The organism is Aliamphritea hakodatensis, assembly GCF_024347195.1.
GTDB classification, from domain to species: domain Bacteria; phylum Pseudomonadota; class Gammaproteobacteria; order Pseudomonadales; family Balneatricaceae; genus Amphritea; species Amphritea hakodatensis.
The window spans coordinates 4558095-4576429 of sequence record NZ_AP025281.1; the positions used below are offsets into that span (position 1 = coordinate 4558095).

General features: G+C 54.2%; 2 protein-coding genes. One reads left to right on the forward strand and one right to left on the reverse strand.

Going from position 1 to position 18335, the window contains the following annotated elements:
* Positions 1–115: 115 nt before the first annotated feature.
* Positions 116–16405 (reverse strand): cadherin-like domain-containing protein, encoded by a 16290-nt coding sequence (locus tag PCI15_RS20655; RefSeq protein ID WP_271271805.1) that lies wholly within the window; start codon positions 16403–16405, stop codon positions 116–118.
* Positions 16406–16692: 287 nt separating this feature from the next.
* Between PCI15_RS20655 and PCI15_RS20660 the strand changes: the two genes are divergently transcribed.
* Positions 16693–18333 carry a peptidase domain-containing ABC transporter gene (locus PCI15_RS20660; RefSeq protein ID WP_271271806.1) on the forward strand — a complete coding sequence of 547 codons (1641 nt, stop codon included), beginning with the start codon at positions 16693–16695 and terminating at the stop codon, positions 18331–18333.
* Positions 18334–18335 lie beyond the last annotated feature (2 nt).

Below are 18335 nucleotides of genomic sequence, written 5' to 3' on the forward strand. Positions count from 1 at the left end.
GGGCCGAGTGTATCAGCTCAGAACAAGGCAGGTAAGGGTTATACTGAAAAGAAGTAACCAAATTGCCCAACCACCAAAAAAAGGGCTTTACGCCCTTTTTTCAGTGCTGTGAGCATTACCATTCGATCTTTTCGACTCCCTCAAACGTCAGCTCACTGCCGTCAGCCATGGTAACCACTCCGGATGTATCCGGATTCAGTTCCAGTGCCTGAGCTGCCAGGTCATACTCCACTTCCTGACCATCAACCGTAATCGTCCAAGGGTTTTCCGGATCATTGGTGCCATCCTGGGTCAGCTGAATGATGTCGGTCCAGCCACCGCCTTTACCGCCGGAGAAGGTATCGTTACCGTCAAAGGGGTTATACACATAAGTATCATTACCTGCTTCCCCTTTAACAGTATCATCACCTTTACCGCCGGAAAGCACATCATCGCCATCACCACCTTTGATGTCATCATCTCCGGCACCGCCCAGCAACAGGTCGTCACCTTTATCGCCTTTCAGCTCATCGTCACCGGCCCCGCCAAGGATCTGATCATTACCGTCTTTACCGTGCAGCTTGTCATCACCCTCACCGCCATCGATGTAATCATTCCCGTCATCGCCGTCAATGTGGTCATCCCCGTCACGTCCGTAAAGGGTATCATCACCATCCCCCCCTTTCAGATGATCCTTGCCGTCACCGCCATCCAGTACATCGTTACCGTCTTTACCTTCAAGTTTGTCATCACCGTTGACGCCCAGAATGTAATCATCGCTGGAGGTCCCTTTGATGTTGTCTTTACTCCCGGTACCGTCAATCCGGTTCAGACCGGACGTATCGGTATTCGCAGTACCGACATTACTGGTATCAAACACATAGGCGTCGTCGGTACCCTGCACCTTAAAGGTTGCAGTTGCCGTATCAGAACCGCCCTGTGAACCGGTCAGGGTATAGTCAAACGACAGGGTTGCAGACTCACCGGCATTCAGGCTGTCCAGATTGTCATTTGGCGTAAACTTAAGTTGTTCAAGGCCACCAACAACGACTTTCTCGACAGTGCCAACCACCATGCCATTCATCATGACCTGATTATCAAAACTGCTGATACTCAGGTTGTTGCCATTGCTGCCGGTATCATTGCCCAATACATTCAGAGTGACAGCCGTATCTTCATCTGTGGCATAAGCAGCCGCTTTTTCCATCTGCAGATTGCTGACAGACACCACTTCATCTTTCCAGGTGCTGGCAACATCAAACTCCACAACAGCCTGACCATTTGAATCCAGCGTCACTTGATACGAATGACTCGAATTCCAGGTATCATCACTGTCACTGTCAGAGTCATAGGTCCGCTGGTCAACCTGCTGGCCATTCACCCGGATCGTGAATGTATCCTGTGTAATACCTGCTGTACTGCCATCATCCCAACTGCCTGTCACTCTGGAATCAAAGGACAGTGTTACGGTTTGACCGGCATAATCGGCCCCGAAGTCGAACGTACGGCTTTCGATATCAGACTGAGCAACACCATCAACCTGTCCCTGCCCCATATCCCCCAGATTGGAGATGTTGCCGCCGGTTTTGACAATGGCAGCATTCATTTCTGCAAAATTGTCATCATTAGCCACAACCGAAGCGGCCGGCGCCCCTTCTGCAGTGCCGTTGACAGTTATCTGCAAGCTCTGGGTAGCGGTACCGCCCAGGCCGTCTGAAGCAACCACAGGAATGCTCAGGACCTGACTGGTGCCATCAGGGATGTTTTCATAAGCCGCATCAGCCGGATCAAAACTATAGCTGCCATCTGTATTCAGCGTAAATCCGGCCGGAAGGACAGCCCCTTCTTCAACAGCAAAGGTAACCGTGCTGTTATCGTCAATATCGGTTGCCTGCAATTGACCGCTAATTGTTGCATCAGGCGTATCCATGACCGTTTGGGTCAGTTCAATATTATCCAGGCGCATGCCGCGGCCATAGTCCTGAGCTTCACCGATGGAGACAAACTCAATCTCCATCGGCTGACCGGTTCCGACAAAGGTAATCTGCCCATCATTCCAGCTATGATCACTTTGCCCGCTTGCATCATCAGAGAAGGTATCTATAACCTGGCCATTCACCTTCACCTGCATATTGTTTACGTTCGCGCCAAAGCCTGCGCGTCCGGCAAAATCAAAGTCGAGGGTATAGGTTGCTCCTTCGACCGTATCAACTGAACGGCTGACCTGCTCCGCATCATCAAAATGATTTGCTTTGTCATCATTCAGTTCCAGGAAGCTGCCGTCTCCGGTATGCCCGTTTATGGATGTCCAGACTTCAATCGCTTCAGAATCAGTTTCCCAACCATCAACGGACTGAACAAAGCCACTGCTGCTGCCATCAAATGTAGAACTGAACAGAGTCGTTGTGGTTGCTACTGAAGCCTCCGGCACATCGACGGATACCGGTTGGACAACAGACATAACCGGCGCATCATTGGTACCGGATAATACAATCTGTAACTGCTGGACGTCCGTTGCACCCTTCTCATCCGAAACCGTCACCGGTATCGTCAGCGTCTGACTATCGCCCGCGGCAAGGTGCTGATACGAATCATCCGCCGGGTCAAAGGTATAAGAACCATCAGCGCTCAGGTTAAAGCCCGCAGGCGCACTGCCAACCAGGGTATAACTCAGCGACGCTGAACTGTCTGCATCTGTCCCGCTGAATGAACCGCTTAATTGCGGCGCATCTTCAGCAACATTTCTGCTGATATCCGCACCCGCCACCGGCGCATCGTTGGTGCCGTTAACTTTAATTTGAATCTGCTGGGTATCAGTCGCACCTTTCTCGTCAGTCACCGTAACCGGAATCGTTAATGTCTGCACATCCCCTGCATCCAGACTATCGTAAGCGGCATCCTGTGGATTAAAACTGTACGAGCCGTCACTGTTCAGACTGAAGCCTGCAGGTATCCCTGCACCGTCGGTTACACTGAATGTCCAGGTAGCTGAATCATCCACATCGGTCGCGGATAGCTGACCGGAAATCGCCGCATCACCTTCGTTCACATTCGCAGTCGCATTCGCGCCCGCCACTGGCTCATCATTGGTGCCGGTAACTTTAATCTGGATCTGCTGAGTTGTGGTGGCGCCATTCTCATCCGAGACCGTTACGGGGATGGTCAGGGTCTGCTCATCACCGGCGTCCATGCTGTCGTATGCTGCATCCTGCGGATTAAAGCTGTACGAACCGTCGGTGTTCAGGCTGAAGCCTGCCGGCACAGTGGCACCCTCGGTGACGCTGAAGGTGAGCACGGCAGAGTCATCCACATCGGTCGCGGATAGCTGACCGGAAATCGCCGCATCACCTTCGTTAACGTTAGCCGTGGCATTCGCGCCCGCTACCGGCTCATCGTTAGTGCCGGTGACCGTAATCCGGATTTGCTGATTATCGGTAGCACCGTGTTCATCAGTGACCGTAACCGGAATCGTTAATGTCTGCACATCCCCTGCATCCAGACTATCGTAAGCGGCATCCTGTGGATTAAAACTGTACGAGCCGTCACTGTTCAGACTGAAGCCTGCAGGTATACCTGCACCGTCGGTTACACTGAATGTCCAGGTAGCTGAATCATCCACATCGGTCGCGGATAGCTGACCGGAAATCGCCGCATCACCTTCGTTCACATTCGCAGTCGCATTCGCGCCCGCCACTGGCTCATCATTGGTGCCGGTAACTTTAATCTGGATCTGCTGAGTTGTGGTGGCGCCGTGTTCATCGCTGACGGTAACCGGAATCGTCAGCGTCTGCTCATCACCGGCGTCCATGCTGTCGTAGGCAGCATCCTGCGGATTAAAGCTGTACGAACCGTCGGTGTTCAGGCTGAAGCCTGCCGGCACAGTGGCACCCTCGGTGACGCTGAAGGTCAGCACGGCAGAGTCATCGACATCGGTCGCGGATAGCTGACCGGAAATCGCTGTATCACCTTCGTTGACGTTAGCCGTGGCATTCGCGCCCGCTACCGGCTCATCGTTAGTGCCGGTGACCGTAATCCGGATTTGCTGATTATCGGTAGCACCGTGTTCATCAGTGACCGTAACCGGAATCGTTAATGTCTGCACATCCCCTGCATCCAGACTATCGTAAGCGGCATCCTGTGGATTAAAACTGTACGAGCCGTCACTGTTCAGACTGAAGCCTGCAGGTATACCTGCACCGTCGGTTACACTGAATGTCCAGGTAGCTGAATCATCCACATCGGTCGCGGATAGCTGACCGGAAATCGCCGCATCACCTTCGTTCACATTCGCAGTTGCATTCGCGCCCGCCACTGGCTCATCATTGGTGCCGGTAACTTTAATCTGGATCTGCTGGGCCGCGGTCGCACCGTGCTCATCGCTGACAGTAACCGGGATGGTCAGGGTCTGCTCATCACCGGCGTCCATGCTGTCGTAGGCAGCATTCTGTGGATTAAAGCTGTACGAACCGTCGGCATTCAGGCTGAAACCTGCCGGTACGGTTGCACCTTCAGTCACACTGAAGGTCAGCACGGCAGAGTCATCAGCATCCGTGGCAGATAACTGACCGGAGATCGCTGTATCGCCTTCGTTCACATTGGCAGTGGCGTTAGCGCCCGCTACCGGTTCATCGTTGGTGCCGGTAACCTTAATCTGAATCTGCTGGGTTGCAGTGCCACCGTCCTCATCCGAGACCGTTACTGGGATGGTCAGGGTCTGCTCGTCGCCAGCATCCATGCTGTCGTAGGCAGCATCCTGCGGATTAAAACTGTACGAACCGTCTGCGTTCAGGCTAAAACCTGCCGGTACGGTTGCACCTTCAGTCACACTGAAGGTCAGCACGGCAGAGTCATCGACATCGGTCGCGGACAGCTGACCGGAGATCGCCGCATCACCTTCGTTGACGTTAGCCGTTGCATTCGCACCCGCTACTGGCTCATCGTTGGTGCCGGTGACTTTAATCTGAATCTGCTGAGTTGCAGAGCCACCGTCCTCATCCGAGACCGTTACTGGGATGGTCAGGGTCTGCTCGTCGCCGGCATCCATGCCGTCATAAGCAGCATCCTGTGGATCGAAGCTGTACGAGCCGTCGGCATTCAGGCTAAAGCCCGCTGGCACAGTTGCACCGTCAGTGACACTGAAGGTCAGGGTGGCCGAGTCATCGGCATCGGTCGCGGATAGCTGACCGGAGATCACCGCATCACCTTCGTTCACATTGGCAGTGGCGTTAGCGCCCGCTACCGGTTCATCGTTGGTGCCGGTAACCTTAATCTGAATCTGCTGGGTTGCAGTGCCACCGTCCTCATCCGAGACCGTTACTGGGATGGTAAGGGTCTGCTCGTCGCCGGCATCCATGCTGTCGTAGGCAACATCCTGCGGATTAAAGCTGTACGAACCGTCGGCATTCAGGCTAAAGCCCGCTGGCACGGTTGCACCCTCGGTGACGCTGAAGGTTAGCACGGCAGAGTCATCAACATCGGTCGCGGATAGCTGACCGAAGATCGCCGCATCACCTTCGTTGACGTTAGCCGTTGCATTCGCACCCGCTACTGGCTCATCGTTGGTGCCGGTAACCTTAATCTGGATCTGCTGGGTCGCGGTCACACCGTGCTCATCGCTAACAGTGACCGGAATCGTCAGGGTCTGTTCATCGCCGGCATCCATGCTGTCGTAGGCAGCATTCTGTGGATTAAAGCTGTACGAACCGTCGGCATTCAGGCTAAAGCCCGCTGGCACAGTTGCACCCTCGGTGACGCTGAAGGTCAGCACGGCAGAGTCATCTGCATCGGTGGCAGACAGCTGACCAGTAAGAGCAGCAGCCCCTTCATCCACTATCGATACAATATCAGCACCGGCAACCGGTGCATCGTTCTGACCGGTAACCGTAATCCTGATGTGTTGAGTATCAGTGGCTCCCTGATCATCGGTAACCGTGACAGGAATTGTCAGCGTCTGAACATCCCCCTGATCTAAACTGTCATACGCACTGTGCTGGGGATTAAAGATAAAACTGCCGTCAGCATTCAGAGTAAAGCCCGCCGGTGCAGACACTCCTTCACTCACACCGAACGTGAGCACAGAACCATTATCAACATCTGTTGCGGCTAACTGCCCGGTTGCCGGTGCGGCACCCTCAAACAGATTGAAAACCACATCCGGCCCGGCCTCAGGTCCATCATTAGTGCCCGTAACAATGACTTTAGCAACACCTGTGACAGAGCCGCCAAAGCCGTCACTTACCTGATAGCTAAAGCTGACTTCCCGGGTCTGCCCTGCCCCCAGATCCTGAAAATCACTGCCCGGATCAAAGCTATAAGAACCGTCGGTATTAATTGTGACACTGCCTTCTGACGGCTGGCCACCTTCTACCAGGGTATAGGACAGTGAGTCATTGTCTGCGTCTGTAGCACTCAGAGTGCCACTGACCACAGCGCCATCCTCATCAGCTGCACCGGTGTGTTCTGCAGCCACCGGCGCTGAATTATTCACCGCAACAGTAACGGTCTTAACAAATGTATCACCGCTGCCGCTTTCAGTGGATGTCACACTGGCTTCTAGGGTAAACCGCGTGGTTTCTGAAGGTACTTTAACCGACAGGCCATCCAGATCAGACTGCGGAACAACCCAGTCACCGTCTGCATTCTTCGTTCCGGCAGACAGCGTCGCATCTGCCGGAATACCGGACAGGACTACCCCGGATAATGATTCAGAACCATCAGTATCAACCCCCAGGCTGCTGGATATATTCAAAGGGATTGAATTCCCTTCATGAACATCCACGACCACATCATCGATATTAATATACCGGTCGCCGCTACCGTCAAATTCCATGGCAACCCTGAACACATCGCCAAAGCCCGGCACTCCGGTAAAGTTCACCACAGAGGTTGCATTATCCTGAGCAATCGTCGTTACAGTATGAGTACCGACAACATTGCCATCCTCATCGTAAGCTTTAAACGTGATTTCTTTACTTTCTGAATTCCGGTTAGTATCCGCATGGGGATTACCATTTGAAGAGAGCACCAGCGTTTTCAGTGCGAAAGTATTGCCATCAGACTCCTGAAACTCAGGTGGAACCGTGCCGCTATAACCGGTGCTTGCCAGCCCCTGATCGTTATGCGCATACATGTTCTTAAACTGGAAACCATCCTTTTCCGGATTATAGTCATTGCTGCTGTTATCGAAACTGATCGTTCTTTCCACTGTTCCGTCAACCGCCTGGCCTACCTGCACTGTCAGATTCGGCTCATCAGCAACACCGGCAACCTCTATCGTGCTGCTGGCGTTAGTAAGCCCACCCTGGCCATCCGCAACGCTATACTGAAAGGCTGTATTACCACTCCAGTTATCATCCGGCGTAAACGTAAATGTATTGGTAACCGCATCAAAAGCCAGAGTGCCATTATCCGGCTGCTCAAAGCTGTCGATGCTCAGAGTACCGCCATCAGCATCAGAGTCATTCCCCAGCAAGGCACTGGTGGTAAATACAACCGCTTTATCTTCCAAACCACTGATTGTTTCAGTGTTTGCAACCGGAGCGTCATTCGTGCCATTGACTGTAATATTTATCAGCTGAGTGTCTGAAGCCCCCTGCTGATCAGTCACAGTGACAGGTATCGCCAGAGTCTGCACCTCACCGGCGCTCAAACTGTCATAAGCAGCATCCTGCGGATCGAAGCTGTAGCTGCCATCACTGTTCAGCGTAAAGCCTGCCGGTACTGTTGCACCGTCAGTCACGCTGAAGGTCAGCACGGCAGAGTCATCGGCATCGGTGGCAGATAATTGACCGGAGATCGCCGCATCGCCTTCGTTGACATTGGCGGTAGCGTTCGCGCCTGCTACCGGCGCATCGTTGGTGCCGGTAACCTTAATCTGGATCTGCTGAGTAGCGGTGGCGCCGTTCTCATCCGAGACCGTCACAGGGATGGTCAGGGTCTGCTCATCCCCGGCGTCCATGCCGTCATAAGCTGCATCCTGTGGATCGAAACTGTATGAACCGTCGGTGTTCAGCGTAAAGCCTGCCGGTACTGTTGCGCCTTCGGTGACGCTGAAGGTCAGCACGGCTGAATCATCGGCATCGGTGGCAGACAGCTGACCAGAGATCGCTGCATCACCTTCGTTGACGTTGGCTGTAGCATTCGCGCCCGCCACCGGTTCATCGTTGGTGCCGGTCACTTTAATCTGGATCTGCTGGGTCGCAGTCGCGCCGCTCTCATCGCTGACGGTGACAGGAATCGTCAGCGTCTGCTCATCACCGGCATCCATGCTGTCGTAGGCAGCATCCTGCGGATCGAAACTGTATGAACCATCTGCATCCAGGCTAAAGCCTGCCGGCACGGTTGCGCCTTCGGTGACGCTGAAGGTCAGCACGGCAGAGTCATCCACATCGGTCGCAGATAACTGACCGGAGATGGCTGCATCACCTTCGTTTACATTGGCGGTAGCATTCGCGCCCGCCACCGGTTCATCGTTGGTGCCGGTAACTTTAATCTGGATCTGCTGAGTGGCGGTGGCACCGTTTTCATCCGAGACCGTCACAGGAATCGTCAGGGTCTGTTCGTCGCCGGCATCCATGCTGTCATAGGCAGCATCCTGCGGATTAAAACTGTATGAACCATCAGTGTTGAGCGTAAAGCCTGCCGGTACGGTTGCGCCTTCAGTCACACTGAAGGTCAGGTTAGCTGATTCGTCTACGTCGGTCGCGGATAACTGACCGGAGATCGCTGCATCACCTTCGTTTACATTGGCTGTAGCGTTAGCGCCCGCCACTGGTTCATCGTTGGTGCCGGTAACTTTAATCTGGATCTGCTGGGTAGCAGTCGCACCGTGCTCATCGCTGACGGTGACCGGGATGGTCAGGGTCTGCTCGTCACCGGAATCCATGCTGTCGTAGGCAGCATCCTGAGGATTAAAGCTGTAGCTGCCATCGGTGTTTAGCGTAAAGCCTGCAGGTACAGTTGCACCCTCGGTGACACTGAAGGTCAGCACGGCTGAATCATCGGCATCGGTCGCGGATAACTGACCAGAGATCGCCGTATCACCTTCGTTTACATTGGCAGTGGCGTTCGCCCCTGCCACCGGTTCATCGTTGGTACCGGTAACTTTAATCTGGATCTGTTGAGTGGCGGTGGCGCCATTCTCATCCGAGACCGTCACAGGAATGGTCAGGGTCTGTTCGTCGCCGGCATCCATGCTGTCATAGGCAGCATCCCGCGGATCGAAACTGTACGAGCCATCTGCGTTCAGGCTAAAACCTGGCGGTACGGTTACACCCTCGGTAACGCTGAAGGTCAACACGGCTGAATCATCGGCATCGGTGGCAGACAGCTGACCGGAGATCGCGGCATCACCTTCGTTGACGTTGGCTGTAGCATTCGCGCCCGCCACCGGTTCATCGTTAGTGCCGGTAACTTTAATCTGGATCTGCTGAGTAGCAGTCGCGCCGTGCTCATCGCTGACGGTGACAGGGATTGTCAGGGTCTGTTCGTCGCCGGCGTCCATGCTGTCGTAAGCAGCATCCTGCGGATCGAAGCTGTACGAACCGTCGGTGTTCAGGCTAAAGCCTGCCGGTACTGTTGTGCCTTCAGTCACACTGAAGGTCAGGTTAGCTGATTCATCTACGTCGGTCGCGGATAACTGACCGGAGATGGCTGCATCACCTTCGTTTACATTGGCGGTAGCGTTAGCGCCCGCTACCGGTTCATCATTAGTACCGGTCACTTTAATCTGGATCTGTTGAGTGGCGGTGGCACCGTTCTCATCGCTGACAGTAACCGGAATGGTCAGGGTCTGTTCGTCGCCGGCATCCATGCTGTCGTAGGCAGCATCCCGCGGATCGAAGCTGTATGAACCATCAACATTCAGGCTAAAGCCTGCTGGCACAGTGGCACCCTCGGTGACGCTGAAGGTCAGCACAGCAGAGTCATCGACATCGGTGGCAGATAATTGACCGGAGATCGCCGCATCGCCTTCGTTGACATTGGCGGTAGCGTTCGCGCCTGCTACCGGCGCATCGTTGGTGCCGGTCACTTTAATCTGGATCTGCTGAGTAGCGGTGGCGCCGTTCTCATCCGAGACCGTCACAGGGATGGTCAGGGTCTGCTCATCCCCGGCGTCCATGCCGTCATAAGCTGCATCCTGTGGATCGAAACTGTATGAACCGTCGGTGTTCAGCGTAAAACCTGCCGGTACTGTTGCGCCTTCGGTGACGCTGAAGGTCAGCACGGCTGAATCATCGGCATCGGTGGCAGACAGCTGACCAGAGATCGCTGCATCACCTTCGTTGACGTTGGCTGTAGCATTCGCGCCCGCCACCGGTTCATCGTTGGTGCCGGTAACCTTAATCTGGATCTGCTGAGTAGCAGTCGCGCCGTTCTCATCCGAGACCGTCACAGGAATGGTCAGGGTCTGCTCGTCGCCGGCATCCATGCTGTCGTACGCAGCATCCTGCGGATCGAAGCTGTAGCTGCCATCAGTGTTCAGCGTAAAGCCCGCTGGTACGGTTGCACCGTCAGTCACGCTGAAGGTCAGCACGGCAGAGTCATCGACATCGGTTGCGGATAGCTGACCGGTGATCTCGGTATCGCCTTCATCTACATTGGCAGTGGCGTTCGCCTCTGCAACCGGTTCATCGTTGGTGCCGGTAACCTTAATCTGGATCTGCTGAGTAGCAGTCGCGCCGTTCTCATCGCTGACAGTGACCGGAATGGTCAGCGTCTGCTCATCGCCGGCATCCATGCTGTCGTAGGCAGCATCCCGCGGATCGAAGCTGTACGAACCGTCTGCATCCAGGCTAAAGCCTGCCGGCACGGTTGCGCCTTCGGTGACGCTGAAGGTCAGCACGGCAGAGTCATCCACATCGGTCGCAGATAACTGACCGGAGATGGCTGCATCACCTTCGTTTACATTGGCGGTAGCGTTCGCGCCCGCTACCGGTTCATCGTTGGTGCCGGTAACCTTAATCTGGATCTGCTGAGTTGCAGTGTCGCCGTGCTCATCGCTGACGGTAACTGGAATCGTCAGGGTCTGTTCATCGCCGGCATCCATGCTGTCATAGGCAGCATCCTGCGGATTAAAACTGTATGAACCGTCGGTGTTCAGGCTAAAACCTGCCGGCACGGTTGCGCCTTCGGTGACGCTGAAGGTCAGCACGGCAGAGTCATCCGCATCCGTCGCGGATAACTGACCGGATATGACTGCATCACCTTCATCAACATTGGCGGTAGCGTTCGCGCCCGCTACCGGTTCATCGTTGGTGCCGGTAACCTTAATCTGGATCTGCTGGGTCGCAGTGGCACCGTTTTCATCGCTGACGGTGACAGGGATTGTCAGGGTCTGTTCGTCCCCAGCATCCATGCTGTCATAGGCAGTATCCTGCGGATCGAAGCTGTACGAACCGTCGGTGTTCAGGCTAAAGCCCGCTGGCACGGTTGCACCGTCAGTGACGCTGAAGGTCAGGGTGGCTGATTCGTCTGCGTCGGTGGCCGATAGCTGGCCACTGATCGCGGCATCATCTTCGTTCACATTGGCGGTGGCATTCGCGCCCGCCACCGGTTCATCGTTGGTGCCGGTCACTTTAATCTGGATCTGCTGGGTCGCAGTCGCGCCGTTCTCATCGCTCACGGTAACCGGAATGGTCAGCGTCTGTTCGTCGCCGGCATCCATGCCGTCATAGGCAGCATCCTGCGGATCAAAGCTGTACGAACCATCAGCATTCAGGCTAAAGCCCGCTGGCACGGTTGCACCCTCGGTGACGCTGAAGGTCAGCACGGCAGAGTCATCCGCATCCGTCGCGGATAACTGACCGGAGATCGCGGCATCACCTTCGTTGACGTTGGCGGTAGCATTCGCGCCTGCCACTGGCTCATCGTTGGTGCCGGTAACTTTAATCTGGATCTGCTGGATCGCAGTGGCACCGTGCTCATCGCTGACAGTAACCGGAATGGTCAGCGTCTGCTCATCGCCGGCATCCATGCTGTCATAGGCAGCATCCTGTGGATTAAAGCTGTAGCTGCCGTCGGCGTTTAGCGTAAAGCCCGCTGGCACGGTTGCACCGTCAGTGACGCTGAAGGTCAGGGTGGCCGAGTCATCGACATCGGTCGCGGATAACTGACCGGAGATCGCCGCATCGCCTTCGTTGACATTGGCGGTAGCGTTCGCGCCTGCTACCGGCTCATCGTTAGTTCCGGTAACCTTAATCTGGATCTGCTGAGTGGCGGTGGCACCGTTCTCATCGCTGACAGTGACAGGGATGGTCAGGGTCTGTTCGTCGCCGGCATCCATGCTGTCGTAAGCAGCATCCTGCGGGTTAAAGCTGTAACTGCCATCGCTGTTTAGCGTAAAGCCTGCCGGTACGGTTGCGCCTTCGGTGACGCTAAAGTTCAGCACGGCCGAGTCGTCTGCATCGGTCGCCGACAGCTGGCCAGAGATCGCTGCATCACCTTCATTCACATTGGCGGTGGCGTTCGCCCCTGCAACCGGCTCATCATTAGTACCGGTAACTTTAATCTGGATCTGCTGGGTCGCAGTGGCACCGTTTTCATCGCTGACGGTGACAGGGATTGTCAGGGTCTGTTCGTCGCCGGCATCCATGCTGTCATAGGCAGCATCCTGCGGATCGAAGCTGTAGCTGCCATCACTGTTCAGCGTAAAGCCCGCTGGCACGGTTGCACCCTCGGTGACGCTGAAGGTCAGGATGGCCGAGTCATCGGCATCCGTCGCGGATAACTGACCGGAGATGGCTGCATCACCTTCGTTTACATTGGCGGTAGCGTTCGCACCTGCTACCGGCTCATCGTTGGTACCGGTAACTTTAATCTGGATCTGTTGAGTGGCGGTGGCACCGTTCTCATCGCTGACAGTAACCGGAATGGTCAGGGTCTGTTCGTCGCCGGCATCCATGCTGTCGTAGGCAGCATCCTGGGGATTAAAGCTGTATGAACCATCGCTGTTCAGGCTAAAGCCCGCTGGCACAGTTGCACCTTCGGTGACGCTGAAGGTCAGCACGGCCGAGTCGTCTGCATCGGTAGCAGATAGCTGACCGGAGATCGCCGCATCACCTTCATTTACATTGGCAGTGGCGTTCGCCCCTGCAACCGGTTCATCGTTGGTGCCGGTAACCTTAATCTGGATCTGCTGAGTAGCAGTCGCGCCGTTCTCATCGCTGACGGTGACTGGGATGGTCAGGGTCTGTTCGTCGCCGGCATCCATGCTGTCATAGGCGGCATCACGCGGGTCGAAGCTGTAGGTACCGTCTGCATCCAGGCTAAAGCCTGCCGGGACCGTTGCCCCTTCAGTCACGCTGAAGGTCAGCACGGCGGAGTCATCGGCATCCGTCGCGGATAGCTGGCCGGAGATCGCTGCATCACCTTCGTTTACATTGGCAGTGGCGTTAGCGCCTGCCACTGGTTCATCGTTGGTGCCGGTAACTTTAATCTGGATCTGCTGAGTAGCAGTAGCACCGTTTTCATCCGAGACCGTCACAGGAATCGTCAGGGTCTGTTCGTCGCCGGCATCCATGCTGTCATAGGCAGCATCCTGCGGATCGAAGCTGTATGAACCGTCAGAGTTCAGGCTAAAGCCCGCTGGCACGGTTGCACCCTCGGTGACGCTGAAGGTCAGCACGGCAGAGTCATCGACATCGGTGGCAGATAGCTGACCGGAGATGGCTGCATCACCTTCGTTTACATTGGCAGTGGCGTTAGCGCCCGCTACCGGTTCATCGTTGGTGCCGGTAACCTTAATCTGGATCTGCTGAGTTGCAGTGTCGCCGTGCTCATCGCTGACGGTAACTGGAATCGTCAGGGTCTGCTCATCCCCGGCATCCATGCTGCCATAGGCAGCATCCTGCGGATTAAAACTGTATGAACCGTCGGTGTTCAGGCTAAAACCTGCCGGCACAGTTGCGCCTTCGGTGACGCTGAAGGTCAGCACGGCAGAGTCATCGGCATCCGTCGCGGATAACTGACCGGAGATGACTGCATCACCTTCATCAACATTGGCGGTAGCGTTCGCGCCCGCTACCGGTTCATCGTTGGTGCCGGTAACCTTAATCTGGATCTGCTGGGTCGCAGTGGCACCGTTTTCATCGCTGACAGTAACCGGGATGGTCAGCGTCTGCTCGTCGCCGGCATCCATGCTGTCGTAAGCAGCATCCTGTGGATTAAAGCTGTACGAACCATCGGTGTTCAGGCTAAAGCCTGCCGGCACGGTTGCACCCTCGGTGACGCTGAAGGTCAGGGTCGCAGATTCGTCGGCGTCGGTTGCAGACAGCTGACCAGAGATCGCCGTATCACCTTCGTTTACATTGGCAGTGGCGTTTGCGCCCGCCACCGGTTCATCGTTGGTGCCGGTAACTTTAATCTGGATCTGCTGAGTGGTGGTGGCGCCGTTCTCATCGCTGACAGTGACCGGAATCGTCAGCGTCTGTTCATCGCCGGCATCCATGCTGTCATAGGCAGCATCCCGCGGATCGAAGCTGTATGAACCGTCGGTGTTCAGGCTAAAGCCTGCCGGCACAGTTACACCGTCAGTGACGCTGAAGGTCAGCACGGCGGAGTCATCCACATCGGTGGCAGACAGCTGACCACTAATAACTGAATCACCTTCCAATACAGTACTGTGAACATCAGCATCGGCAACAGGCGAATCATTTGTTCCGGCAACGGTAATCTGGATTTGCTGAACATCCGTTGCCCCCAGCTCATCTGTGACCGTAACAGGAATCGTCAGTACCTGACTGTCACCCACCGCAAGATGCTGATACGCACCGGCATCCGGTTCAAAACTGTAGTTTCCGTCAGCATCCAGACTGAATCCCGCAGGTGTATCTGCTCCTGGTGTGACTGCAAATGTCAGTATGCTGCCATCATCTGCATCCGTCGCGATCAGTTGACCGGAAATGGCAGAACTCCCCTCTTCGACTGCTGCAGAAATATCCGCTCCGGCAACCGGTGCATCATTGGTGCCTTTGACCGTAATACGAATCTGTTGGGTATCCGTTGCCCCATGTTCGTCAGTTACCGTTACCGGCACTGTAATTACCTGTGAATCACCGGCCCCCAGGCGCTGGTACGCACTATCAGCAGGATCAAAACTGTATTCCCCCTGAGCGCCCAATGAGAAACCTGCCGGCAATGACACTCCCTCAGCCACAGTAAAAGTGATAACTGCGCCATCATCTGCATCCGTTGCGGTTAACTGCCCTCCGATAGCAGTAGCTCCTTCATCCAGACTACTGACGATGTCAGCGCCAGCCACCGGAGCATCATTGGTACCGGCAATAGTAATCTTAATAAATGCTGTATCCTGCAACCCTTCGGAGTCAGTTACCCGCACCGGTATAGTGAGCTGCTGGGAATCGCCGGCACCCAGGTGATCATAAGCACCACTGGTGGCATCAAAGCTGTAATCACCGTTAGCCTGCAGAATGAAACCCACCGGTAACTGGTCAGGATCAACCGCGGTGAATGTCAGCTGATCTCCGGCATCCTGATCCTCCGCCACCATGCTGGCATTTATCACGCCCTGATCTTCAGCAACCGTAACCTCTGCAGTTTGCAATACCGGCGCTTCGTTAACATCCGTCAGATTGACTGTAATCGTTTTAGTAAACGCATTACCACTGGCGTCGGTGACGGTAATCTCAACGGGATATTCCGAACGGGTTTCAAAATCCAGAGTAACACCCGGAGCAACGACCAGCGTATTACCGCTCACTTCGAAGATGTTTGCACCTTCACCGGTAAGGCTGAAATTAAGCTGATCAGCGCCCTGATCGTCTGTAGCCAGTATTGTCGCCACAAAATCACCGGCGACCGCACCTTCAGCAACGTCAGAGTCTGACAGGTTTATATCACTGGGAGCATTATCAATGAATGTCTGCTCACTTTGCAGCGCTTCTGCCAGGTTGTCGAAGTTAATTTCAACCGGAATCTGGGCAGTAAAGTCGCTGTCGTTACTGGTAACCCGAATATCCACACCCAGCTGCTGACCACGGACAGGCGTTAAATCCACCAGAGTAGATAAGCGGTTACCCTGCAACGTAAACTGCGTTGAATCCAGAGAAAAACTAAAATTGCCACCGGAAACGGGCAGTTCAAGAGTAGCCAGTTCTGTCCCGGCAGGAATCGTGCCGCCATCAGGCAGCTCAGAAAATGAATTAATGTCGGTAAAGCTAAAACCGGTAGAGGAAAACTCTGGGGAATAATCCTGCTCAGAGGAGTCAGTCAGATCTTCTTTCTGATCATCTACACGGCCCTGGAGGTTTTGCTTAAACAGCTCTTCATTATGCTGCTGTTCATCACCAAGGTACTCTTCTTCCAGATCTCTTACCCGGCGATTGTTGCCCAGGCCCTGGTTAAACAGGTCCTCGGTCGCTTTATCCCTTGCGCTTACAACACTGTCGCCTTTGCTTTCCTCAGCCATGGTTTACTGCCTCTGGTTTTAACTTTTATAAAACTCAATCTGTGCACGAACAATACGCTGTAGAGACAATTACTTACAGCAAAAACTTCTGTAATCACTTGTGTCTCAGCAGGATTAGTAGCAATATTAGTCGGCGTTATAAGAATGGAATAAAATGGGGCACACCCAGTGCTCAAACAACCTATTTTCGGAATAAATGAACACAACTCATGAGTATTAAGACGTCACATGTGTTTTCCGTAAAACGGCTCAGAACTCCCGGGACCTGGAGTCAACCCAGCGTCCTTATGTCATCGCTGGCAATCAACATTCTTGCGCTCGCACTGCCTACCGTCATCCTTCAGGTCTATGATCGTATAATACCCAATCAGGCCATCGGTACTTTTATATTCCTCATTCTGGGTATGCTTGGCGTCGTCATAATTGATACGGCACTGCGCATTTTTCGCTCTTCAATTCTCAGTTGGCACGGCGCTAAATTTGATCACCGGGAAAGCCTCAAAGCGATGAACCGGATTCTGGACGCCGATAATCAGGCATTCGAGGATAATACAGCCGGTTACTATCTCGATAAAATTCAGGCACTTGAACAGATTCAGGAGTTCTATTCCGGTCAATCAGTCCTGCTGATCATGGATCTACCTTTCGTCATCCTCTTCCTGGGGCTTATCTGGGTCATTGCCGGCCCTCTGGTTGCTATCCCTATCGCTCTGCTGGTTGTGTTCCTACTGGTAGCCTTTGTTACAGGGCGTAAACTGAGAAAAGCACTGGAAACCCGCTACACCATGGAAGACCGGCGCCAGAACTTCATCATCGAATCCCTGAAAGGCATTCACACCATTAAATCCATGGCTATGGAAGCACTGATGCTACGTCGCTATGAGAAACTTCAGCATCAATCGGCGGAAAGTGTTTATGAACTGAGCCGGGTTAACAGCATCGTACAGGGCATTGGCGCTACCTTCTCTCAACTGGCAGTGGTTATTTTTGTCGGCGTCGGCAGCCTGTTCGTTATCGAAGGCGACCTGACAGTAGGTGCGCTCGCAGCCGGCACAATGTTATCAAGCCGGGTATTGCAGCCCGGACTTAAAGCCATGGGTTTCTGGACACAGTTCCAATCACTGCAACTGGCGCTGGAAAAAGTCAACCAACTGTATGCCCTGCCCACTGAATCCAGTGGTGAGCGTAAGAACGAGCACGGCCTGAGCGGTAAAATCGAACTGCGTGAAGTCAGCTTTAAATATGCACATCAGGAACATGAGTTACTGCATGATCTGTCTCTGACAGTTGAACCGGGACAGGCCATTGGTATTACCGGCAACAACGGCACCGGCAAAAGTACGCTTATCAGTCTGTTATCGGGCTTTACACAACCCAATGAAGGCCAGATCCTGCTCGACGATCACCCCATGCTGAATTACAACACAGAATTCCTGCGGGCTCAGATCGGGATCATGCCGCAAAAAGGCGTGTTATTTGAAGGCAGTATTCTTGAAAACATGACCCTCTACCGTGAAGGCGAAGCCCTTGAACAGGCGCTGGAGCTCTCCAAGATTCTGGGGCTGGAAGAAATTGTCGCCCGCCTGCCCGACGGCCTTGACACACAAATTGGCGGCGCAGCTGTTGATACCCTGTCTGAAGGTGTGCGTCAGAAAATCATCATGGTACGTTCACTCGTCGGCCACCCTAAAATCATTCTTTTTGATGATGCCAACGCCAATTTCGATATTAAAAATGACAACCGGTTATTAAAGGTTATCGAGCAAATGAAAGGTAAACGCACCATGGTTATTGTGTCGCACCGCCCTTCCTTCCTGAGACTCTGCGACAAACAGTACCAATTGGAGAATGGTCAGCTTGAGCCCTATATCGACCCTTATCAGGCACAAATGACTGCCCGGAAAAACCAGCAGACATCCCAGGCATGAAC